Raw genomic sequence first — 22,083 nt, 5'->3', positions numbered from 1 at the left:
CAACCGGATGACACCCGAAGAGCTCCAGGCCGCCCGCGACCGCACCGTTCCCGATGTGGTCGCGGGCGGCCTGCGTGTGTTGTTCTGCGGAATCAACCCGAGCCTGATGACCGGCGCCACGGGGCATCATTTCGCGCGCCCCGGCAACCGCTTCTGGCCGGTGCTCCACCTGTCGGGTTTCACCCCCCGCCAGTTGAAGCCGTCGGAACAGAACGAGCTGCTGGACCACGGTCTGGGCATCACCAATGTGGTGGCCCGCGCCACGGCGCGCGCCGACGAACTGGCGGCCGAGGAGTTCCGCGAGGGCGGTGTCATCCTGGCGGCCAAGGTCGAGCGACTGCGACCGCAGTGGCTCGCCGTCGTGGGCGTCACGGCCTACCGGACCGCCTTCGGTGACCGACGCGCGCAGATCGGCCCGCAGGACCGGACGATCGGCGGTGCTCGGGTCTGGGCCCTGCCCAACCCCAGCGGTCTGAACGCCCATTGGACCGCTCGGACCATGGCCGAGGAGTACGGGCGACTGCGCGCGGCCGTCGGCCCTACCGACTCCCGTCGTCCGGGCTGAGACTCGAACCGCTCCGACGATTCGGGCCCCCCGGGACCGCTCGGAGTCGGATCGGCACCGTCGCCGGTCAGGGCGGATCGATCTCCGTCACCAGGACGCTCAGTTCGCAGCCGGGGCCGTCCTCCTGCAACTGGAGTCCCATCGCGATCCACCGGTCCTCGATGCGCCAGAGTCGCAGGTATTCGCATCCGGCGACCGGGTCGGTCCAGGGCTCCGGTATCTCCTCGCCTGCCATCATCCGCTCCTGCGCACTCCACAGACCGACCATCTGCGGCTCACCCCAGCGCCCCTCGAGCAGCGTCAGCAGCGCGTCGTGCTCCGCGAGACACTGTGCCCGGTGCTCCAGACGCCCTGCCTCGTCGTCATCCCGATGCTCGTCGTCCGCATGCAAGGACACCCTGTGGTAGCCGGGCCCGCTGACTCCTGAGCCCGACTGGATGCGCTCCACGGGGAAGTCCCGGGCCCGCATCCCGTCGATGAGGCGGAGGTGATGTGCGGTCGTCATGCCGCCAGTAAACCGCCCGGCACTGACAATCACCTGCCTGGCCTGAACCTTGAGGGATTCTCAGCCGTCTCGCGACGCCGTAGCTCACCAGGGCTCTGACAGTGGGCGGTCCGGCTCTCAGGCGTCCCTGCGCCGCATCGCCCACCAGCCTGTCAGCAGCGCGGCGCTCGCCCAGGCCGCTGTGACCGCAAGACCGGTCCACGGGCCGAGACCCCCCTCCGGATTCTGTTGCAGCACCAACTGCCCTGCCCGGTCGGGCAGATACTGCGCGACGCCGCCCGCGATGTCTCCGACCACGAAGGAGACGATCAGAATGAACGGGATGAGCAGACTCAGTACGGCGACAGCGCTGCGCAGCAAAGCCGTCAGGCCGGCCGCGAGCAGGGCCATCAGGGCCAGATATATCCCTCCGCCGAGAGCAGCTCGCAGGGCTCCTGGTTCCCCCAGACCGATCGCGTACTTCCCCATGAACAACTGCCCCACCAGAAAGGCGGTGAAGCTGGTGACGAGCCCGACGACCAGGGCGAGTGCACCGACGAGCATCATCTTGGCCGCATAGAACAGGTCACGGCGCGGCACCGCGGCAAGCGATACCCGCAGGGCACCGTTCAGGTACTCCGAAGACAGCGCGGTCGCGCCGAAGCTGATGGCCGCGATCTGACCGAAGTTCAGCGCGTAGAAGGCGCCGAAGACCGGATCGGCATCCGGGTTGTCCGCCTCGGCCTGGCCGACGGTGGCGAACGCGAGCACAGTGACGGCGAGTGTCGCCAGAAAGACCGCTGTCAGGGAGCCGGCCACGGACCGAACCGATCTGATCTTGATCCACTCGGACCGGAGCACTGCGAGAGTCGACATGGTCAGACCTCCTGACGAGTGGTGGGTGATGCCGCTGCGGACGCGAATTCCGCAGCGTCGGCCGTGAGATCGAGATACGCCTGCTCCAAGCTGGCCTGCTCATCCGCGAGTTCAAGAATGGGGATACCTTCGAAGGCGGCTATGCGCCCGATCTCCGCCGCCCTGGCCCCTTCGACGGTCCAGCGCCCGTCGACGCTCTGCGACAACGCGTATCCCTTGCGGGTCAGCACGTCACGGAGTCGGCTGGACTCGGTCGTGCGTACGAGCACGCGCGGGCGGCTGCGGGAGTCGAGGAAGTCCTGCATCGGCAGGTCCACGAGGAGTCTGCCCCTGCCGAGGACCACCAGGTGGTCGGCGAACGACGACGTCTCGTTCATCAGGTGGCTGGAGACCAGAACCGTGCGGCCCTCGCTGGCCAGCCGCTTCATCAGTTCGCGGATCCAGACGATGCCTTCCGGGTCCAGCCCGTTCGACGGTTCGTCCAGCATCACGACTTCCGGGTCCCCGAGCAATGCGGCCGCGATACCGAGACGCTGTCGCATGCCGAGCGAGAACGTCTTGATCCGATGACCACCGACCTGGCCGAGCCCCGCCTCCTCCAGCACCTCTTCGACCCTGGTGGGAGCTATGCGGTTACTGGTGGCGAGAGCCAGCAGATGGTTCCGCGCGGTCCGCGAGCCGTGGGCGGCCTGGGCGTCGAGCAGAGCGCCCACCCGGCGCAGCGGATCGTCGAGCGTGGTGTAGGCCCGGCCACCGATGGTGGCCGTGCCGCCCGTCGGCCGGTCCAGGCCGAGGACAAGTCTCATGGTCGTGGACTTGCCGGCGCCGTTGGGGCCGAGGAAGCCGGTGACCCGGCCGGGTCGCACGCTGAACGTGAGGCGGTCCACGGCGCGAGTGGCCCCGTATTCCTTGGTGAGCTCATGGACGTCGATGCTGGTCATGTCCTCAGCCTGGCGGCCGCGCCCGGCTCCTGGCCTCCCCCACCGGAGGGGATCATCTCCCTCGCACGGGGGAGCCGCCTCGCTGGGGGTCACTGACACGATGGCAGCATGCGCCGCTTCCTCCGTCCGCTGACCGACTCCGTCACCTACACCCGCTGGCTGCATCTGCTCATTCCGACCGCCGTCGTCAGCGTGTGGCTGTTCATCTCCCCCGATAGACCGTGGGCGCCGATGGTCTTCGCCGTGCCGGTGGGACTGCTGCCCGCCGTGCGGCTCGCCGAGGGCGTCCAGGCGCAGTTGTTGCTCACGCCTGACGAGCGGGGCAGTCCGGACGCATCGATCTCTGCCACGTCCGCGGTGACCTGGGCGGACCGCTGGCGCACCGTGGCCTGGCTGGAAGTGCGGTTGTTGCTGTCCGTCGTGGCGACGTTCGCGACGGTGTGGCTGCCCGCTACGGCGGTTGATCTGGTGCTCACCGTGACCGATGCGGGCCCGAGCGGCGAATGGCTCCTGCGCTGGGTGGAGCCGCACTCGTGGTACATCCTGTTCGTGCCGTTGCCCCTGCTGGTGCTGCTGGCCTTCATGGTGGTGTGCGGCAAGCTGGTGACGGCCGCTGCGCGGTGGCTGCTCAGCCAGTCGCCGGTGGAGCGGCTGACCGCACTGGAGGAGCGCACCGAGCAGTTGCTGGAGCGCAATCGCATCGCACGCGAGCTGCACGACTCGATCGGGCATGCCTTGACGGTCGCGGTCGTCCAGGCGGGCGCGGCGCGGGCGGCGAAGGATCCTGAGTTCACCGAGCGGGCGCTGGCCGCGATCGAGGAGACGGGCCGGGATGCGCTGGACGATCTGGAGCGGGTGCTGCGGGTCCTGCGCGAGTCGGACGCACCGGTGAGTCAGCGGCCGACACTTGCAGAGGCGGACCGGCTGCTGGAGTCGGCGCGCGGTTCGGGGGCGAAGGTCGATGCCGAGATGTCCGGCCCGGTGGAGCTGGTGCCGGGCCCGGTGTCACGCGAGGGCTACCGGATCCTGCAGGAAGCCCTCACCAATGTGTTGCGCCACTCCGGGACCGTCCCCGTGCGGGTGCGCATCACGGTGGCGGGCGGTTGGCTCGAGCTGGAGGTGGCGAATCCACTCACCGAATCGGCAGGCTCGCCCGGGGGCGGAAGCGGACTGCGGGGCATACGGGAGCGGGCCGCGCTCCTGGGCGGAAAGGCCAAGACCGGTCCGTACGACGGTGAGTGGCGGGTGCACGCAAGCCTCCCGCTGGACCGCCTAGGCTGATCGGATGCCGGTTACCGTTCTTCTGGTCGACGACGAGCCTCTCGTACGCGCGGGGCTGCGCGCGGTCCTTGAGGCTCAGCCCGATATCAAGGTGGTGGGCGAGGCGGCCGACGGCGCAGCAGTGATCCCGCTGGTGCACAAGTTGCGCCCCGATGTGGTGGCGATGGATGTGCGGATGCCCTTGATGGACGGCATCGAGGCCACCCGGGTGGTGCTGCGCACGGTGTCGGATCCGCCGAAGATCCTGGTGGTGACGACGTTCGAGAACGATGAGTACGTGTACGAGGCGCTGCGCGCCGGGGCGGACGGCTTCCTGCTCAAGCGCGCCCGGCCCGCTGAGATCGTGCATGCGGTGCGCCTGGTCGCCGAGGGAGAGTCCTTGCTGTTCCCGGCCGCGGTCCGACAGCTCGCCGCCGAGTACGGGACGAGCAAGGCGAAGGCAGTCATGAAGCGCGCATCACTCACCGAGCGCGAGGCTGCGGTGCTCCGGTTGATGGCCCGGGGACTGTCGAATGCGGAGATCGCCGCCAAGCTCGTGGTCGGCGTCGAGACGGTGAAGACCCATGTCAGCGCGGTGCTGGCCAAGTTGGGGGCCAGGGATCGGACCCAGGCGGTGATCGCCGCGTACGAGTCCGGGTTCGTGGCTCCGAGCTGACGTCGGCCCCGCCCGGAACCCGTCGCGGCCCACGGTCGCCCTGCTGACGGGCAGCGAGTAGCATCCGCCTGACATGCGCACGAGCTGGAAGGAATCACCGTGGGCCGGCTGACCGGTGGGGACCCGTCGCTGCTGCGACGGATCAATTCCGCGGTGGTGCTTCATGCTCTCAGGGGTGCCCACTCCCCCACGCTCACGGACCTGACCCGGATCACGGGTCTGTCCCGGCCCACGGTGGAAGGCGTCGTCGAGGGGCTCTTCGAGGCCGGGCTGGTCGTCGAAGCGACGCCCGACGAGGGTGAAGCCAGGCGTCAGGGCAGGCCGGCCCGCCGGTTCCGGTTCCGCGCGGAGGCGGGGCATCTGCTCGGCATCGAGATCGGTCCGCACCGCGTCTCCGCGCTGCTGTCCGGGCTGGACGGCCGGATCATCGGTGCCGGATCACGCGAGGTGTCGGAGACCGCCTGCGCCGATGACCGGCTCGATCGGGTCAGAGCCGTGGTCGCCGATCTCCTGCGGCGTACCGGGGTGGCCAGGAGCAGTCTGCGTGCGGTCGGAGTGGGCAGCCCGGGCATCGTGGAGGCCGACGGGACGGTACGGCTGGGCACCGCGCTGCCGGACTGGACCGGGCTCGCCCTCGGTGAGCGGCTGCGGCGCTCCTTCCGGTGTCCGGTCCTGGTGGAGAACGACGCCAATGCGGCCGCCGTGGCGGAGCACTGGAAGGGCGCGGCCACCGAGTCCGACGACATCGTGTTCGTCCTTGCCGGACTGAGTCCGGGAGCCGGTTCGCTGATCGGCGGGCGGCTGCACCGCGGTTTCGGTGGGGCGGCGGGTGAGATCGGCGCGCTGCATCTGCTGGGCCGCGAAGTCACTCCGGAGAAGCTGCTGTCGACGACGGACACGCCGCTGGACCCGTTGGACGAGCAGGCCGTCGCCGCGGTGTTCGCGCAGGCTCGCCACGGTGACGTGCGGGCGATGGCGGCGGTCGACCGGTTCATCCAGCGCCTGGTGCACGATGTGGCGGCTCTGGTGCTGGCGCTCGACCCGGAGCTGGTGGTCGTCGGCGGCTGGGCCGCGGGACTGGACGGCGTCCTTGATCCACTGCGGGGCGAACTGGCCCGGTACTGTCTCCGGCCGCCGCGGGTCGCGCTGTCACTGCTCGGCGAGGCGGCCGTGGCCACCGGCGCGCTGCGCCTGGCACTCGACCATGTCGAGGAGCAGCTGTTCGCGGTGGAGGGCACGGTGACGGCCCGCCGCTGAGTGCGACGGGCCGCGCGTTCATGTGCGGGGCCGGCAGGGCCGGCCGGTCTCAGGAAGCCTTGCGCTCCTGGCCGGGGTGACTGATTTCCAGGTCGCCCGAGGCGCCGAAGGTGAGCCGGCAGGTGTCGGCCCGGTAGGTGGCGACGGACACGGCGGCCGTGCCTCCCGCGGCGAGGTAGCGGGTGGTGACGACGAGGACGGGCGCCCCGGGGAGGCGGTCGAGCTCCTTGGCGTCGTCCGCACGGGCCGAACCGAGCTCCACCGAACGGTCCTGGCCGTCCAGGCCGAGACGGTGCAGTTCGCGCACGACACTGCGGGCGCGGGCGGGACCCGACGGGTTCTCGATCGCTGACAGTTCGGGCACGGATGACGACGGTACGTACAGGAGCTCCGCCGCGACGGACTGTCCCTGGGTGACCCGGATCCGGCGGACGATGTGCACGGGCTCGTCGCCCTCCACGTCGAGCATGGCGACCACCGGGGCGGGTGCGACGGCGGTCGTGCAGTCGACGGCCTGCCAGGCCTCGCCGGCAACGCCGTCGGACCAGTCGTGCTGCGCGGTCGAGACGGCCACACCCAGGCGCGGCGGTGCCACGGTGGTCCCGACGCCACGGCGGCGCTGCAGCCTGCCTTCGAGTTCGAGCTGCTCCAGAGCCTGCCGGAGCGTGGCCCGTGCGACGCCGAACCGGGCAGCGAGCTCACGCTCGTTGGGCAGGATCTCTCCCACCGCAAAGTCCGAGTCGAGTGCCTCACTGAGCACGGTCTTGAGGTGCCAGTACTTCGGCTCCTGTACCGATTCCAGCTGCGTGGTCCCCACCCTGTCCTCCGCAATCACCCAGCGTCTTTTTCCGCGACGTTATTTATTAAAGGTTCCTGTCTTAACGTTGAGACCATAGGACGGCACACCCCCTTGGTCAAGACCAATCCTTGCTCCGTCACGCAGCGAAACGGCATCTGCCGCAGAGCGTTCACAGGACGTTCGTGATGCCGTGAGGTACGCGCAGCACAAAGCCCCACGTCCGGCGGGTCCGTGGGGCTTCGGTGGAGGCAGATGTCCGAGGCGGGGCGTCGGATCAGGAAGGCTCTTCGACGTCCAAGCTGACGAGCTTGTCAGGATTTCGGACGACATATACGCACTGAATGACACCGTCCCTGATGTCGATCTGGAAGACCGAATCGGGCTTTCCGTCCAAAAGTACCAGCAGGGCCGGACCGCCGTTGAGTTCCAGGAATCGGATCTCCATGCCCGAAGGCGGGACGTGGGCGACGGCCATGAGGAAGCGGCCGACCTTGTCCTGACTCTCGATGATCCGCAGCGGCGCCTTCGACTTCCCGCCGCTGTCGCCGACCAGCCGCACATCGGGCGCGAGCAGCGCCAGCAGCTCCTCGATGTCGCCGCCCGCCGCCGCGGCGAGAAACCGTTCCGTGAGGTCACGGCGCTGGGCCGGGTCGACGTCGTAACGCGGCTTGCGCTCCTCCACATGCCGCCGGGCACGCCCGGCGAGCTGGCGTACCGCAGCCTCGGTCCGGTCGAGGGTCGTGGCGATCTCCCCGTAGGGGAAGCCGAAGGCCTCGCGCAGGACGAAGACCGCGCGCTCCAGCGGGGAGAGCGATTCGAGGACGACGAGCACGGCGACCGATACGGAGTCGGCGAGGACAGCCTGCTCGGCGGTGTCGGGAACAGCGGGTCCGAAGTCGGTGACGAGCGGTTCGGGCAGCCAGGGTCCGACGTACGCCTCGCGCCGCGACTGCAACTGCCGCAGCCGGTCGACGGCGAGGCGGGTGGTGATCCGCACGAGAAAAGCCCGCGGCTCCCGTACGTCCTCGCGCGATGCGGACGACCAGCGCAGCCACGCCTCCTGCACCACGTCCTCGGCGTCGGCGATCCGGCCGAGCATGCGGTAGGCGACCCCGGTGAGGACGGGCCGGTGTTCTTCGAAGACGTCGGTCACGGTGTCGGTGGTCACCGCTCCATCCCAGCCGACGCGTCGTGCCGTGTCCAGCCCGAATTGCCCGGTGCCCTTGAACTGCAGGCTACCGAACGGTAATTGTTGTCGACGAGGCGTCTGAACCGCTCCGGCCGACACCACGCGCACGGCCCTGTCCGGAACTGGGCACTCCAGCCCTTCACGCATCGCCCACCCCTGGGAGCAGCAGCATGACCAGCACGGTCTCGTTCAGCGTCGACTCACCCCGAGGTCCGCGGACCGTGTCCGTGGCGTACGAACGGACCGGTTCCGGAGAGCCGCTGTTGCTGCTCCACGGCATCGGACACCACCACCAGGCCTGGGATCCGGTGCTGCCCGCGCTGGCACCGGAGCGGGATGTCATAGCCGTGGATCTGCCCGGGTTCGGCGTCTCCCCGGGGCTCCCGGACGGTGTTCCGTACGACCTGGGGAGCGTGGTGCCGGTGCTCGGCGCGTTCTGTGAGGCGCTCGGCGTCGAACGGCCGCATGTCGCAGGGAACTCGCTCGGTGGACTGCTGGCACTGGAGCTGGGCCGCGAGAAGCTCGTACGGTCGGTGACGGCGCTGTCCCCCGCCGGTTTCTGGACACAGAGCGAGCGACGCTACGCGTTCGCGACGCTGCGGGCCATGCGACAGGGCGCACTCGCCATGCCGATGCCCTTGATCGAAGGGCTCTCGCGCAGCGCGGCCGGGCGTGCCGCGCTGACGAGCACCATCTACGCGCGACCCGGCCGCCGTTCACCCGAGGCGGTCGTCTCGGAGACCGTCGCCCTGCGCGAGGCGGCCGGATTCCACGAGACGCTCGCCGTCGGACGGAGTGTCGCGTTCACCGACGATGTGCCGGGGCTCCCGGTCACTGTCGCCTGGGGCAGTCGCGACCGTCTGCTGCTGCGCCGGCAGGGGATCAGGGCCAAGCACACCATCCCCGGTGCCCGGCTGGTGCGGCTGCCCGGCTGCGGGCACGTGCCGATGAACGACGATCCGGCGCTCGTGGCACGCGTCATCCTCGACACCAGTCGCTGAACAGGCGGAGGCCTCCGGGCCGGCTTCACCGAGCGGCACGGCGCGCCGCAGATCACCCAACGGGAGCTGCACGGACGGGACATCGACGCGTGGCGCGGCCGCTGTTCATCTGAGGTTGGTGTGCTCGCCGCCGACGGGCACAAAAGTGGGGCCCGTCGACCGGCCACCCGTACCTCTGTCCCGTTGCCCCCGGAGGCGCCTCCATGTCGTACCGTCCGCGCATCCCTTCGCCCGACCGCCGCACTGTGCTGCGCGGTTCACTCGCCGCTTCGGCCGCGCTCACGCTCCCCTTGACGGCGACGGCAGCCCCCGCTTTCGCCCTGTCCGGCCGACCGCGCGCGGCCTGGGGCGTGCAGGTGGGTGATGTCACCGCATCGTCCGCCCTGGTCTGGGTACGTTCGGACCGTCCGGCGCGGATGATCGTGGAGACGTCGGCGACGGAGTCGTTCCGGCGGGCGCGCACCTGGCACGGGCCTCTGGTGGGCTCCGGTACCGACTTCACCGGCACGACGCCGCTGTACGGGCTGCCCGCGGGCGAGCAGGTGCACTACCGGGTGACGCTCGCCGACCCGGACGATCCGCGCCGGACCGGTGAGCCGGTGTACGGGACGTTCCGTACCGCGCCCGCCCGGCGCCGTGACGGAGTCCGCTTCCTGTGGTCCGGCGACATCGCGGGACAGGGCTGGGGCATCAACCCCGACATCGGCGGCTACCGGGTGTACGACGAGATGCGCCGTCTCGACCCGGACTTCTTTCTCTGCAGCGGTGACAACATCTACGCGGACGGGGTGATCGAGCCGAGCGTGACGCTGCCCGACGGCCGGGTCTGGCGCAACGTCACCACCGACGAGAAGGCGAAGGTCGCCGAGACGCTCGCCGAGTACCGCGGGAACTTCCGCTACAACCTCCTGGACGACAACCTGAGGAAGTTCAACGCGCAGGTGCCGTCGATCATCCAGTGGGACGACCACGAGGTGCGCAACAACTGGTACCCGGGACAGATCCTGGACGACGTCCGGTACACCGAGAAGAACGTCGACGTCCTGGCCGCGCGTTCGATGCGGGCGTTCCGCGAGTACTTCCCTGTGTCCACCCTGCACGAGTCGTCCGGCGACGGCCGGGTGCACCGTGTGGTGCGGCACGGCCCGCTGCTCGACGTGTTCGTCCTCGACATGCGGTCGTTCCGCAACGCCAACTCCCCCGGCCGGCAGCCCGACGACACCACGGGCATCCTCGGCGCCGAGCAGCTCGACTGGCTCAAGCGCGAGCTGTCGCGGTCCCGCGCGGTATGGAAGGTGATCGCCGCGGACATGCCGCTGGGACTTGTCGTCACGGACGGTGCGACGGACTTCGAAGCGGTGGCGCAGGGCGATCCCGGCGCCCCGCTCGGCCGTGAGCTGCAGATCGCGGAACTGCTGCGGTTCATCAAGCACCGCCGGATCACCGGCACACTCTGGCTGACGGCCGATGTGCACTACACATCGGCGCAGCATTACGCCCCGGAGCGCGCGGCGTTCAAGGACTTCGCACCGTTCTGGGAGTTCGTGTCGGGGCCGCTGGCCGCCGGTGGTTTCCCCGCCAATGCGCTGGACAGCACGTTCGGTCCCGACCAGGTCTTCGTGCGGGCGCCCGACCGGGCGAATGTGTCGCCGATGGAGTCGCCGCAGTTCTTCGGCGAGGTCGACATCGACGGCGGCAGCGGCGAGTTGACTGTGCGGCTGCGGGCTCAGGGCGGTTCGGTGCTGTTCAGCAAGGTTCTGCGGCCGGGACGCGTCGGCCAGTGAGACCGCGCCGCTGACCGACGTGGGCGGAGGCCTCGGACGGCTGTCCGGGGCCGATCGTCAGAGGTGGGTTCCACGGTCTTGCGTGACCCGGTCGTCACAGGCCTCGGTCCGCGTCCGCCCTGGAGTCCTCCTGGCCCGGCCACTCGCTCGGCCGCTTGGACACGACCCTGTTTCGGCAGGAAGCCGGCCGTTCTCCGCCCGGAGTCCGCGCATGCGGCCGCGGTCCGCCTGGGAGCAGGGTGTGGGGCCGACGGCCGTGGACATCGTGCCGTAACCGGAAGCGCCTCGCCGTAACCGGGCGCGCATCACCGTAACCGGGTCGGTCTCCGATCGGCCCGCCCCACCACGCCACTCGCTGCCCGCACCGCACCCGCACCCGCACCCGCACCCGCCGCCAAGCATTCACAAGCTGCCGCAGCCCGCGCACACACCGCCACAACCGTAATCACTCAAGACATTGACCGGCCAAAAACCGGCCATAGGGGACTAGATCCACACTTAACCCATCAGTCACAAGGCGTTCGTGATCAGGCAACACCGCTCCGTCACAGTGGAGCCATGACTGATGTGACATCTGCGAAGAGTGCCCGCCGCCCCCACCACTGGCGGCGGGACCTGATCGAGTTGGCCGCCCTGTTCACCGCGGTGGCGGTGGCCGACGCGATCGCCAACCTGATCGGACACCAGCCGGACGGCCCGTATCTGCTGGTCGCCTCGGCCGTGGCGCTCACCGCGACGGCCACGTTCCACACATGGTGGGCACGGCGGCACAGCCACGCGCCGCCCCCGACCGCCGACGGCCTGATCACCGCCCCCGACAGCTCGGGCCCGGACCGTTCCACCGAACGCCTGACCGTCGCCGCACACGCCGGCGCCGTCGCTCCGGTGACCACGCCCACCGCGGGCCCTGCCCTCTCCACCGGGGAAACGGTGCTGTGGCGGATGCGTACCACTGTCCGGGACACGCCCGGCAGCCTGGCCGCGCTGTGCATCGCGCTCGCCCGGCACCGGGTCGACATCCTCACCCTGCAGACGCACCCGCTGGCCGAGGGGACGGTCGACGAGTTCCTGCTGCGTGCCCCGGCCCCGCTCCAGATGCAGCAGCTGAGCCGGGCCGTCTCCGCCGCCGGTGGCAGCTCCACCTGGATCGAGCGTGCGGACGCACACGATCTGGTGGACGCCCCGACGCGCATTCTGGGCCTCGCCACGCGCACGGCCCTGGATGCGGCCGAACTCCCGCTCGCCCTGCGTCAGCTGCTCGGCCGCTGCACCATCCACTCGCTCCCCGCCGTGTCGATCAGTGGCCGCGCCACCGGCGAGACCACGCCGATCGAGGGGGTGCTGGAAGAGACCGTGATGCGGCTGCGTGACCCGTCCGGCGGTGCGATCACCATCGAACGCCCCTATCTTCCCTTCACGCCGACCGAGTTCGCCCGGGCCCGCGCCCTGGTCGAACTCGACGCGCGGCTCGGCCCCCGCGTCCCGCGCAGCGAGCACGTGCTCACGCTCCCCGAGGGCAACGAGATCACCGTGCGCCGCGCGGACCAGAGCGACCTGGCAGCCGCCCGCGCCATGCACGACCGTTGCTCCGATCAGACACTGCGGCTGCGGTACCACGGCCCGGTCCGTGACGCCGACCGCTATCTGGACCACCTGCTGAGCCCCCGGTTCGGTCGCACCCTGGCCGTTCAGACGGCCTCCGGCCGGCTCGTCGCCCTCGGCCACCTCCTCTGGGACGGCGACGAGACCGAGGTGGCCCTCCTCGTCGAGGACGACTGGCAGCGTCGTGGCATCGGCTCCGAGCTGCTGGGCCGTCTGGTGACGCTCGCCATCGAGGCCGGCTGCGAGAGCGTCTACGCGGTCACCCAGGCGTCCAACACCGGCATGGTCGCCGCGATGCGGGCCCTCGCGCTGCCTCTCGACTACCAGATCGAGGAGGGCACGCTCGTCATCACCGCCCGGTTGGAAGCCACTCCGGTACGGTCCCTGCCGCCGTACGAGCAGGCGGGTCGCTGAGCGCCTGACACAGGTCGGCCCACAGGTCCTCGACGTCCTCCAGGCCGACCGACATGCGCAACAGCCGGTCCCCGACGCCCGCGGCCTGCCGGTCTCCCTCATCCACGATGCGGTGGCTGATGGAGGCCGGGTGCTGGATCAGGGTGTCGACGCTGCCGAGGCTGACCGCCGGGGTGATGAGCCGTACCGCGGAGATCACCCGATGCGGATCGCCGTACACCTCGAACGCCACCATCGCGCCGCCCACCTTCGGGTAGTGGACCCGGGCGATGCGTGGATCGGCGGTCAGCCGGCGGCACAGTTCGGCGGCGCTCGTGGAAGCGGCCCGAACCCGAACCGGCAGGGTGGAGAGCCCGCGCAGCAGCAGATACCCGGCCATGGGATGCAGCACCCCGCCGGTGGCGAAGCGGACTTGGCGCAGCCGGGCCGCGAACTCCTCGTCGCAGGCGACGACCCCGCCCATCACATCGCCGTGTCCGCCCAGATATTTGGTGGCGCTGTGGAGGACGATCCTGGCCCCGTGCTCGACGGGCCGTTGCAGGACGGGGGTGGCGAAGGTGTTGTCGACGAGCAGCGGCACCGAGCCGCAGGAGTGGGCGAGCGCGCGGATGTCGACCTCGGCGAGCGTCGGGTTCGCCGGCGTCTCGACCATCACCAGACCTGTGTCCGGACGGATGGCCCCCGCGATGCCCGCCGGATCGGTCCAGGTGACTTCGGTGCCCAGCAGTCCGGCACCGAGGAGGTGGTCGCTGCATCCGTAGAGCGGGCGGACGGCGACCACATGGCGCAGCCCCATGCTCGCGCGGGCCAGCAGGACGGCGGTGAGCGCCGCCATTCCACTGGCGAACGACACGGCACTCGCGGTCCCTTCGAGCCGGGCGAGTGCCGTCTCGAACCGGGCCGTGGTCGGGTTGTCGAGCCGGGCGTAGACGGGCGGCCCGTCCGGCCTGGCGCCGGTGGTGGCGAAGGCGTCGATCCGTTCCGCCTCTCCCCTGGAGTCGTACGAGGGGTAGGTGGTGGACAGATCGATCGGCGGGGCGTGCAGGCCGAGTGCAGCGAGGTCGTCGCGTCCGGCGTGCACTGCTTCGGTGGCCAGCGCCCTCGACCGGGGTGTCGTCGAGGGCAGCGGCGAGGCTTCGGTGTCCATGACACCACTCTGAACAGTCCCCGGACCGGCATGGTGAAGTGCCGTGCTACGTTCGACGAATGACCGATTCCGTCGTTCTGGACCCGGTGGATCTGCACATTCTGCGGCTGCTGCAGAACGATGCCCGGACCACCTACCGAGAGCTGGCCACGGAGGTCGGGGTCGCACCGTCGACCTGCCTGGACCGGGTGACCCGGCTGCGACGCTCGGGGGTGATTCTCGGCCATCAACTCCGTCTCGACCCGGCCCGGCTCGGACGCGGTCTGGAGGCGCTCCTCTCGGTACAGGTCCGCCCCCACCGCAGGGAACTCATCGGTCCGTTCGTCGAACGGATCAGGGCGCTGCCGGAGTCCCGCGCGCTCTTCCATCTGACCGGCCCTGACGACTACCTGGTCCATGTGGCGGTCGCGGACACCGCGGATCTGCAGCGGCTGGTGCTGGACGAGTTCACCTCGCGGCGCGAGGTGGCCCGGGTGGAGACCCGGCTGATATTCCAGCAGTGGGAGTGCGGGCCGCTGCTGCCTCCGTCATCCGCCGCCTCAGGACGGTCCGCGGAGACCGAATGATCGAGTCCGGCCACCGCGGCCGCATGACCAAATTCGGACACCTCGAAGGCTGTCGCATATGCGACAGGCGGTTGAGCCCGAATGCTAGTGACGCGGAACCCCCTGCCGTACGAGGATGTCCGCATGTCAGACACTACGCACAGCGCGCTGCCCCGCCAGGTCGCCGACGATTACGTCGACGCATTCATCGAACTCGACCCGATCGCAGGCACCTACCTCGGTGTCGAGGAAAGCTCCAGCCGGCTTCCCGACTTCTCCCCCGCCGGGCAGGAAGCACTCGCCGAACTGGCCCGCGCCACCTTGGTGAAGCTCGACGCGGCCGAGCAGCTGCCGGGCGCGGACAGCGATGCCGAGCGCCGTTGCGGCCGTCTGCTGCGCGAGCGGCTGATGGCGGAACTCGCCGTCCACGAGGCGGATGAGAGCTTGCGCGCCGTCTCCAATCTGCACTCGCCGGCACACAGCGTCCGCGAGGTGCTGACGGTGACGCCCACCGAGACCGACGAGAACTGGGCGGCGATCGTCGAGCGGCTGCGCGCGGTTCCCGCGGCCCTGGAGGGGTACCGAGCCTCGCTCGCGCTGGGTCTGGACCGGAAGCTGTACGGCGGTCCGCGGGCCACCACCACCTTTGTCGGCCAGCTGGCCGAGTGGATCGGCGACAACGGGACGGGGTTCTTCCAGAGCTTCGTCGCTCCGGGCCCGGACGCGCTGCGCGCCGATCTGGACGACGCCGCCCGGCAGGCCACGGAGTCCTTGGTGGCGTTGCGCGACTGGATGCGCGATGTGTACGCGCCCGCGATCGAGGGTGCGCCCGACACGGTGGGCCGCGAGCGGTACGCCCGCTGGTCGCGCTATTTCAACGGCACCGATCTGGATCTCGACGAGGCGTACGCGTACGGCTGGTCCGAGTACCACCGGCTGCTCGCCGAGATGAAGACCGAGGCCGAGAAGGTGCTGCCGGGCGCGGGTCCCTGGGAGGCGCTGGCCCATCTCGACGCACACGGCAAGCACATCGAGGGTGTCGACGAGGTCCAGGCCTGGCTGCAGGGCCTGATGGACGAGGCGATCGAGGCGCTCGACGGTACCCACTTCGAACTCGCCGAGCGGGTGCGGAAGGTGGAGTCCCGGATCGCACCGCCCGGCGGCGCCGCGGCTCCCTACTACACGGGCCCGTCGGAGGACTTCTCGCGTCCCGGCCGCACCTGGCTGCCCACCATGGGCGAGACCCGCTTCCCCGTGTACGACCTGGTCTCCACCTGGTACCACGAGGGCGTTCCCGGCCACCACCTGCAGATCGCGCAGTGGACGCACGTCGCCGACAGCCTCTCCCGCTACCAGGCGTCGATCGGCATGGTGAGCGCCAACGCCGAGGGCTGGGCCCTGTACGCGGAGCGGCTGATGGACGAGCTGGGCTTCCTGCCCGACGCCGAGCGGCGCCTCGGCTACCTGGACGCGCAGATGATGCGCGCCTGCCGGGTGATCGTGGACATCGGCATGCACGCGGAGATGGAGATCCCGGCGGACTCCCCCTTCCATCCCGGCGAGCGGTGGACGCCTGACCTCGCCCAGGAATTCTTCGGCAACCACAGCGGCCGGCCTGCGGACTTCGTGGAGAGCGAGCTGACTCGCTACCTGTCCATGCCGGGTCAGGCCATCGGCTACAAGCTGGGCGAGCGAGCCTGGCTGCTTGGCCGGGAGAACGCCCGCAAGGCACACGGCGACGCGTTCGACGCCAAGGCCTGGCACATGGCTGCCCTGTCGCAGGGGCCGCTGGGCCTTGACGATCTGGTCGACGAGCTGTCGAAGCTCTGAACCCGGACCACGCTCGGTGGGACGGCGGCAGGGCGCGGCTCGGTGCCGTGGCCCGGCTGCCGTCGGCCACCCGCGTCCTCCCTCTGCTGTGAGAGTCCGGTCTCCTCGGGTCGGCCGGACCGCCGGGCCGGGAGTGACGACGGACGGCCCGCCGAGCCGCGTGGCCCGATCCGCTCAGCAGCCGCAGTCGTCCGAGTCGACGGGTGCGGTGAACGGGTCGGCGGTGCGCCGCTCGCGGCCCTCCCAGGTCTCGAACTCGAAGCCCTCGCGCGCCCAGTACTCGAATCCGCCGAGCATCTCCTTGACCTGGTAGCCCAGTTCGGCGAGGGCCAGCGCGGCGCGGGTGGCGCCGTTGCAGCCGGGGCCCCAGCAGTACGTGACGACGGGCACGGCGGGGTCGAGGAGGTTCCGGGCCTGCTCCGCGATGAGCGCGGTCGGCAGGTGGACCGCGCCGGGGATGTGCCCCTGGTCCCAGGAGGCGGCGGACCGGGAGTCGAGGACGACGAAACCGGGATCCGCGTCGGCTGCGAGCGCGGCGGCGACGTCCGAGACATCGGCGTGGAAGGCCAGCGAGGCGCCGAAGTAGGCGGCGGCCGCAGCCGGAGAGGCCGGCGGGACACGGAGGACGGGGTTGGCCGTGGAGGCGCTGAGCTGCGAAGTCATGACCGAAAATCTACGACCGGCGATCCTTTGCAGGAAGAAGAGACCCTCGGCACAACACTTGATTCGCCGGGGAATCCCCTGTTGTCTCGCGGCATGACCGACTATTCCCCGGACGCCACCGACTGGCGCATCCTCGATGTCCTGCAACGCGACGGACGGGCCACCTTCGCCGAACTGGCCCGCGAGGTCGCCATGTCCCCCAGCGCGGTGACGGAACGGGTGCGCCGGCTGGAGGAGGCGGGCATCATCAGCGGTTACGCCGCCGTGGTGGAGCCGGAGCGGCTCGGGCTGCCGATTCTCGCCCTCGTCCGACTGCGCTATCCGAACGGCAACTACAAGCCTTTCCACGATCTCCTCGACACCACACCCGAGATCATGGAGGCCCATCACGTCACCGGTGACGACTGCTTCGTACTCAAGGTCACCGCCCGCTCGATGAGCCACCTGGAAGGAGTCGCCGGGAAGATCGGCGCGCTCGGCTCCGTCACCACCAGCGTCGTGTACTCCTCGCCCCTCCCCCGGCGGGCCGTCAGCCGCTGACCGCGCCGCCGGCCCGGTGCCGCACCGCCGATCCGTGCCGCTCCTTGACCACCTCGAGCTGGGCGGGGATACGGCGGCGCAGATCGCCGACATGGCTGACGATACCGACGCTGCGGTCCCGCTCGCGCAGCGAGTCCAGTACGTCGAGCACCTCGTCCAGGGTCTGGTCGTCCAGGCTGCCGAACCCTTCGTCGATGAAGAGGGTGTCCAGCCGGACCCCGCCCGCCTCGTCGGTGACGACGTCGGCCAGGCCGAGCGCCAGGGCGAGCGAGGCGAAGAACGTCTCGCCGCCGGAGAGCGTGGCTGTGTCGCGCTCGCGGCCGGTCCAGGCGTCGACGACATGCAGCCCGAGGCCGGCCCGGCGGCCTCCGGTGCGGGCGTCGGAGTGGACCAGTGTGTAGCGGCCCGACGACATGCGCTGCAGCCGTGCGGTGGCGGCGGCCGCGACCTGTTCGAGCCGGGCGGCGAGCACGTACGACTCCAGCCGCATCTTGCGTTCGTTGTCGGCCGAGGTTCCGGCGGTGAGCCCGGCAAGCCGTGCGACCCGCTCGTACTCCTCGCGCAGCGGTCCCAGCCTGCGCACTTCGTCCGCCGCGCGGCGCGACAGCCGGCCGAGTTCGGTGCAGCGCTCCCGGGTGGCGGCGAGCGTGGCGGCGGCATCCCTCACCTGTCGCTCGGCCGCGTCGTACGCGGCCTGCGCTGCGTCCGGGTCGGCCTGCGGGCGTTCGGCGGCGGCGCGGGTCTCCACCTCGGCGAGCCGGTCGGCGACAGCGGCGGCCTCGGCCTGCCAGGCGTCGATCAGGTGCTGGAGGTCGCGCTGTTCGGAGGCGGTGAGCAGGGTCGCCACGGCGGCCTGCGGGGTGTCGAAACCGGCCCGGAACGCGGCGTCCGAGAGCCGGCCGTCGGCCTCCTTGCTGCGCTGCGCCGCCGCTTCCTCGGCGCGCACCGCCTCCGCGGCGTCGGCGAGCAGGGCGACCCGGCTCTCCAGCAGGGCCGCATGCGCGGCGACGCTGTCGGACTCGCCACGGGCGGTCACCAACTCGGCTTCCAGGGCGGACTGCTCGCGGTCGAGCCCGTCCCGCCGGGAGGTCCGGGCAGCGGCGCGGCGCTCGGCCGACTGCCGCTCTTCGAGCCTCTGGGCCTGCTCCCGTTCGGCGGCTACGAGAGCCTCGCGCGCGGCGTGCGTGCCGGCGGCGGTGCGGTGCGCCTGTTCGTACTCGCTCGTCAACCGGGCGACCAGGGCGCCGAGTTCGACGACGGTGGGGTCCGGTGACGTGACGGTGTGGGCCGCATCGGCAGCGGCGGCGCCGGAAAGCTCGCCGACGGACGGCTCAGCTGCGCGGGCCTCGCTGCCATCTGCCGCACCCGCCGCGTCCCTCGCCTGCGCCGGCCGGGCCGCCTCCCGCGCCGCAGCGTGCTTCTCGCGTACGACTCCGAGTTCCCGGTCCGCCTCCGTACGGACCTGCTCGGCCCGCCGGTAGGTGTCGAGAGCGGCCTCCTCGGCCGACTTGTCGACATGACCGTCACCGGCGCGGGCCGGCTTCGGGTGGTCGCCCGACCCGCACACCTTGCAGGCCTCGCCGTCGACGAGCTGCTCCGCGAGCTCGGCGGCGATGTCCCGCAGCCGCCGTTCGCGCAGCTCCAGCCACTTCTCATGGGCGCCGAGCGCACGCTCCCGGGCAGCGGCCAGCCGGTCCGCGGCGGCCGCCGTCTCCGTCGCGAGCGCATCTCGGCGCCGTGCCGCTTCCAGCCGGCGGCGAGCCGGTTCCAGCCGGCCCGCCAGTTGTTCGGCGCGGGTCGCGGACTCCTGGGCCGCTTCGATGCGTTCCTGAAGGCCGCGGCGGGCAGGTTCCCAGCCCGCGAGCCAGCCTTCCGCCTCCAGGATCAGTTCGTCGTCGGCCCGGGCCTGCCGCTCCAGTTCGGCCCGCTCGGTGTCGATCTCCGCGCTGCGCCGCTCGGCCCGACGCGCGGCGTCGAGGCCGCCCAGCTCCTGCCGGAGTCTGCGTTCCAGAGCCGCCAGCTGTTCCGCACCGGCGTCGGCAAGGGTGTCCGGCAGCTGGGCCCGGGTGCGCTCGCGGGCCGCGCCCGCCGTCCGGTAGGCCCGTTCCGCCTCGTCACGCAGCTCCAGTGCGGGGGCGACACGATCTGCCTTGCGGGCACGTTCGAGCCGGGCCTGGTGCTCGTCGCGGTCGGGGCGACGGGCTTCGAGTTCGGTGGCGCGGCGCCGCGTCTCCTCGTACCGCTGCTGGAGCCTGGCGAGTTCGCGTGCGGCGTCGAGTGCGCGGCGGGCTGCCGCCTGTCGGCTCTCGGCCGCGGCCAGGACGGACTCAGCGATGTCGAGCCGTTCCCGGGCGCCGCTGCGGGCGACGGCGGACCATTCCAGCACGCCGTCGGACAGTCCTGGTTCGCCGGGCTGGGCGTCCGGCAGGGGCAGCTCGCCGGCCGCCGGTCCTGCGGCCTGAGCGATCCGCTGGGCGATCGCGAGAATCTGTTCGTCGCCGGCCTTCACCTGGGTCTCAGCGGTACGGCGCAGTTCGGTGAGGCGTTCCTCTACGGCCGCGAAACGGCGGGTGTCGAAGAGTCTGCCGAGCAGCTTGCCGCGTGCTTCGGCGTCGGCGCGCAGAAAGCGTGCGAAGTCGCCCTGCGGCAGGAGCACCACCTGGCAGAACTGGTCCCGGCTCATCCCGATGAGCTGGGTGATCTCCTCACCGATCTCCTGATGCGACCGGCTGAGCGCCTGCCAGCCGCTCCCGGGGTCGTACTCGCGCAGCCAGCTCTGGGCCTTCTCGGTGGTGAAGCCGTCCCCCTTCTTCTTGGGGCGGGGCTGGGCGGGGCGCCGGGTGATCTCCAGACGCCGTCCGCCGACGGTCAGTTCCAGCCGCACCTCGGTGGGCAGGCCGACCGGCGCATGGTCGCTGCGCAGCGAGGTGCCGGGGCTCTGGCGGGCGCCGGGCACCGCGCCGTACAGCCCGTAGCAGACGGCGTCGAGGACGGAGGTCTTCCCGGCCCCGGTGGGACCGTGCAGCAGAAAGAGTCCGGCGGACGAGAGCGCGTCGAAGTCGACTTCCTGGGTGGCGCCGAACGGGCCGAAGGCGGTGAGGGTGAGTCGGTGGAGTCTCAACGGTTCACCTCGCGTACGCCGTCGTCCACCCGTACGTGGTCGAAGGCGCCGCGCAGCACCGTACGCTCCCGGTCGTCCGCCCCGTGCCCGCCCCGGACATGCGCCACGAAGTCCTCCGCGATCTGCTGGTCGTCGCGCCCCTTGAGGCGCTGTGCGTACGAGGCGAGCGGATCCTCGGGGGCCCGCTCGGGGTCGAGGACGAGGCTGAGGGTGTGCGGGAACCGCGCCATGAGACGGGCCATCGGCTCGTCCGGACGGACGGGGTCGGTGAGGGTCGCCTCCACCCACGCCTCCTCGTGCCGGGCCAGCCGGGGATCGTCGAGAAGCGTGTCGAGGCGGCCGCGGAGCCGGGCGAGCGGCCGGGGCACCGGGAAGTCGATCCGGTCGGCGGTGATCTCTCCCGTGGCGTCGAGATCGATCAGCCACATGGTCTTGCGGTGGTCCACCTCGGAGAAGGAGTAGGCGAGGGGCGAGCCGGAGTAGCGGACCCGCTCGGTGACGGCCTGACTGCCGTGCAGGTGGCCGAGCGCCGTGTAGTCGACGCCGTCGAAGACCCCGGCAGGGACGGCGGCGACTCCGCCGACGGTGATGTCGCGTTCGCTTTCGCTGGGTGCGCCGCCGGCGACGAAGGCGTGGGCGAGCACCACGGACCGGGTGGAGTCCGGCCGTGTCGCGAGGTCGGCGCGGACGCGGTCCATGGCGGCGGTCAGCACGGCCTCGTGTCCGGCCCGCTCTGCTTTGAACACGTCCTTGACGAGGGCCGGTTCGAGGTAGGGAAGTCCGTAGAACGCGACGTCGCCATGGTCGTCCCGCAGGACCACGGGGGTGCCGCACTCCGCGGGGTCGGTCCGCAGATGGATCCCGGCCCGGCCCATCAGACCGGCACCCACGCCGAGTCTGCGGGCCGAGTCATGGTTCCCGGAGATCATCACCGTGGGCACCCCGACGGCGGCGAGCCGGTGCAGGGCCCGGTCGAAGAGCTCCACGGCGGACAGCGGGGGCACGGCCCTGTCGTACACATCACCCGCCACCACGACGGCGTCGACCTCGCGTTCGCGCACAGTCGCCACCAGATGATCGAGACAGTCGGCTTGCGCGTCGAGCAGGGAGGCCCGGTGGAACGACCGCCCCAGGTGCCAGTCCGATGTGTGCAAAATCCTCAAGACCTGGCTCCGACCTGCATGTTTCGATTCCTTCGCACCCGGCGTCCGCACCTGCCGTGCCCGGCAGCCGCACCGCACCGGTGCGGGACTGCACGGACGCCACCGACCACGCTAACGCCGCTGTTCCTCTGATCCCTCACGAACCTGTCTGCTCACAGCCCACAGTCTCCCATCGCCGCGCACCCCCTCCGACGTGTTCGGCGAATGAGACCGACCTGGGTTCCGA

Annotated in this window: 19 protein-coding genes; 10 read left to right on the top strand and 9 right to left on the bottom strand. The window is 70.8% G+C overall.

Annotated features, from left to right (window positions below):
- Positions 1-7 precede the first annotated feature (7 nt).
- Positions 8-565: a G/U mismatch-specific DNA glycosylase gene (mug, locus tag OG963_RS36640; RefSeq protein WP_319327424.1), complete on the top strand. Its 558-nt coding sequence runs from the start codon at positions 8-10 to the stop codon at positions 563-565.
- A 67-nt stretch (positions 566-632) separates the two neighbouring features.
- Here the strand turns inward: mug and OG963_RS36635 are convergent, their stop codons facing one another.
- From OG963_RS36635 to OG963_RS36625, 3 genes are all read right to left on the bottom strand, one after another.
- Positions 633-1,070, bottom strand: coding sequence for a hypothetical protein (locus OG963_RS36635; RefSeq protein WP_093777523.1), 438 nt, complete (start codon positions 1,068-1,070; stop codon positions 633-635).
- 117 nt (positions 1,071-1,187) lie between these two features.
- Positions 1,188-1,925 carry an ABC transporter permease gene (locus OG963_RS36630; RefSeq protein WP_319739938.1) on the bottom strand — a complete coding sequence of 246 codons (738 nt, stop codon included), beginning with the start codon at positions 1,923-1,925 and terminating at the stop codon, positions 1,188-1,190.
- A 2-nt stretch (positions 1,926-1,927) separates the two neighbouring features.
- Positions 1,928-2,866 carry an ATP-binding cassette domain-containing protein gene (locus OG963_RS36625; RefSeq protein ID WP_093777519.1) on the bottom strand — a complete coding sequence of 313 codons (939 nt, stop codon included), beginning with the start codon at positions 2,864-2,866 and terminating at the stop codon, positions 1,928-1,930.
- A gap of 108 nt (positions 2,867-2,974) precedes the next feature.
- Here OG963_RS36625 and OG963_RS36620 point away from each other — a divergent pair, with 108 nt between their 5' ends.
- From OG963_RS36620 to OG963_RS36610, 3 genes are all read left to right on the top strand, one after another.
- The gene (locus tag OG963_RS36620) at positions 2,975-4,147 is read left to right on the top strand and encodes a sensor histidine kinase (RefSeq protein WP_093777517.1); all 1,173 of its coding nucleotides are present in this window, start codon (positions 2,975-2,977) and stop codon (positions 4,145-4,147) included.
- A 4-nt stretch (positions 4,148-4,151) separates the two neighbouring features.
- Positions 4,152-4,802 (top strand): response regulator transcription factor, encoded by a 651-nt coding sequence (locus OG963_RS36615; protein ID WP_093777515.1) that lies wholly within the window; start codon positions 4,152-4,154, stop codon positions 4,800-4,802.
- A 99-nt stretch (positions 4,803-4,901) separates the two neighbouring features.
- The gene (locus tag OG963_RS36610) at positions 4,902-6,059 is read left to right on the top strand and encodes an ROK family transcriptional regulator (protein WP_030921799.1); all 1,158 of its coding nucleotides are present in this window, start codon (positions 4,902-4,904) and stop codon (positions 6,057-6,059) included.
- Between the two features lie 49 nt (positions 6,060-6,108).
- Here OG963_RS36610 and OG963_RS36605 read toward each other — a convergent pair whose 3' ends face one another.
- Together OG963_RS36605 and OG963_RS36600 are read right to left on the bottom strand one after the other, a co-directional pair.
- Entirely contained in the window at positions 6,109-6,876 is a 768-nt protein-coding gene (locus OG963_RS36605; RefSeq protein WP_030921797.1) for a GntR family transcriptional regulator, read from the bottom strand.
- Positions 6,877-7,132: 256 nt separating this feature from the next.
- Positions 7,133-8,026 (bottom strand): RNA polymerase sigma-70 factor, encoded by an 894-nt coding sequence (locus OG963_RS36600; RefSeq protein WP_093777513.1) that lies wholly within the window; start codon positions 8,024-8,026, stop codon positions 7,133-7,135.
- Between the two features lie 191 nt (positions 8,027-8,217).
- On the opposite strand from OG963_RS36600, the gene OG963_RS36595 reads away from it, so the two are divergent.
- The 3 genes from OG963_RS36595 to OG963_RS36585 all read left to right on the top strand — a co-directional run bounded on the left by OG963_RS36595 (position 8,218) and on the right by OG963_RS36585 (position 12,848).
- Entirely contained in the window at positions 8,218-9,048 is an 831-nt protein-coding gene (locus tag OG963_RS36595) for an alpha/beta fold hydrolase (RefSeq protein ID WP_093777511.1), read from the top strand.
- A gap of 203 nt (positions 9,049-9,251) precedes the next feature.
- Positions 9,252-10,832, top strand: coding sequence for an alkaline phosphatase (locus OG963_RS36590; RefSeq protein ID WP_371799847.1), 1,581 nt, complete (start codon positions 9,252-9,254; stop codon positions 10,830-10,832).
- 558 nt (positions 10,833-11,390) lie between these two features.
- Positions 11,391-12,848, top strand: coding sequence for a GNAT family N-acetyltransferase (locus tag OG963_RS36585; protein WP_319327412.1), 1,458 nt, complete (start codon positions 11,391-11,393; stop codon positions 12,846-12,848).
- On the opposite strand, the gene OG963_RS36580 is transcribed toward OG963_RS36585, so the two are convergent.
- A complete protein-coding gene (locus OG963_RS36580; protein ID WP_093777505.1) occupies positions 12,784-13,995 on the bottom strand; it encodes a PLP-dependent aspartate aminotransferase family protein in 1,212 nt (403 codons plus the stop codon). The genes OG963_RS36585 and OG963_RS36580 overlap by 65 nt on opposite strands.
- 59 nt (positions 13,996-14,054) lie before the next feature.
- Between OG963_RS36580 and OG963_RS36575 the strand changes: the two genes are divergently transcribed.
- Together OG963_RS36575 and OG963_RS36570 are read left to right on the top strand one after the other, a co-directional pair.
- The gene (locus OG963_RS36575; protein ID WP_030921777.1) at positions 14,055-14,561 is read left to right on the top strand and encodes an Lrp/AsnC family transcriptional regulator; all 507 of its coding nucleotides are present in this window, start codon (positions 14,055-14,057) and stop codon (positions 14,559-14,561) included.
- 123 nt (positions 14,562-14,684) lie between these two features.
- Positions 14,685-16,370, top strand: a complete 1,686-nt coding sequence (locus tag OG963_RS36570) for a DUF885 domain-containing protein (protein WP_093777772.1) — start codon at positions 14,685-14,687, stop codon at positions 16,368-16,370.
- A gap of 174 nt (positions 16,371-16,544) precedes the next feature.
- Here OG963_RS36570 and OG963_RS36565 read toward each other — a convergent pair whose 3' ends face one another.
- Positions 16,545-17,033: a rhodanese-like domain-containing protein gene (locus tag OG963_RS36565; RefSeq protein WP_362271394.1), complete on the bottom strand. Its 489-nt coding sequence runs from the start codon at positions 17,031-17,033 to the stop codon at positions 16,545-16,547.
- A 93-nt stretch (positions 17,034-17,126) separates the two neighbouring features.
- On the opposite strand from OG963_RS36565, the gene OG963_RS36560 reads away from it, so the two are divergent.
- Positions 17,127-17,573: an Lrp/AsnC family transcriptional regulator gene (locus OG963_RS36560; RefSeq protein ID WP_030921768.1), complete on the top strand. Its 447-nt coding sequence runs from the start codon at positions 17,127-17,129 to the stop codon at positions 17,571-17,573.
- Here the strand turns inward: OG963_RS36560 and OG963_RS36555 are convergent.
- A complete protein-coding gene (locus OG963_RS36555) occupies positions 17,563-20,694 on the bottom strand; it encodes an AAA family ATPase (RefSeq protein ID WP_093930743.1) in 3,132 nt (1,043 codons plus the stop codon). The genes OG963_RS36560 and OG963_RS36555 overlap by 11 nt on opposite strands.
- Positions 20,691-21,857 carry an exonuclease SbcCD subunit D gene (locus tag OG963_RS36550; RefSeq protein WP_093777499.1) on the bottom strand — a complete coding sequence of 389 codons (1,167 nt, stop codon included), beginning with the start codon at positions 21,855-21,857 and terminating at the stop codon, positions 20,691-20,693. The genes OG963_RS36555 and OG963_RS36550 overlap by 4 nt, the downstream gene beginning before the upstream one ends.
- Positions 21,858-22,083: the final 226 nt, after the last annotated feature.

Origin of the sequence: Streptomyces sp. NBC_01707 (assembly GCF_041438805.1) — a bacterium.
Taxonomy (GTDB): Bacteria; Actinomycetota; Actinomycetes; order Streptomycetales; family Streptomycetaceae; genus Streptomyces.
Note: the sequence above shows the minus strand (reverse complement) of the source record. Positions and strands in the feature narration are given on the sequence as shown.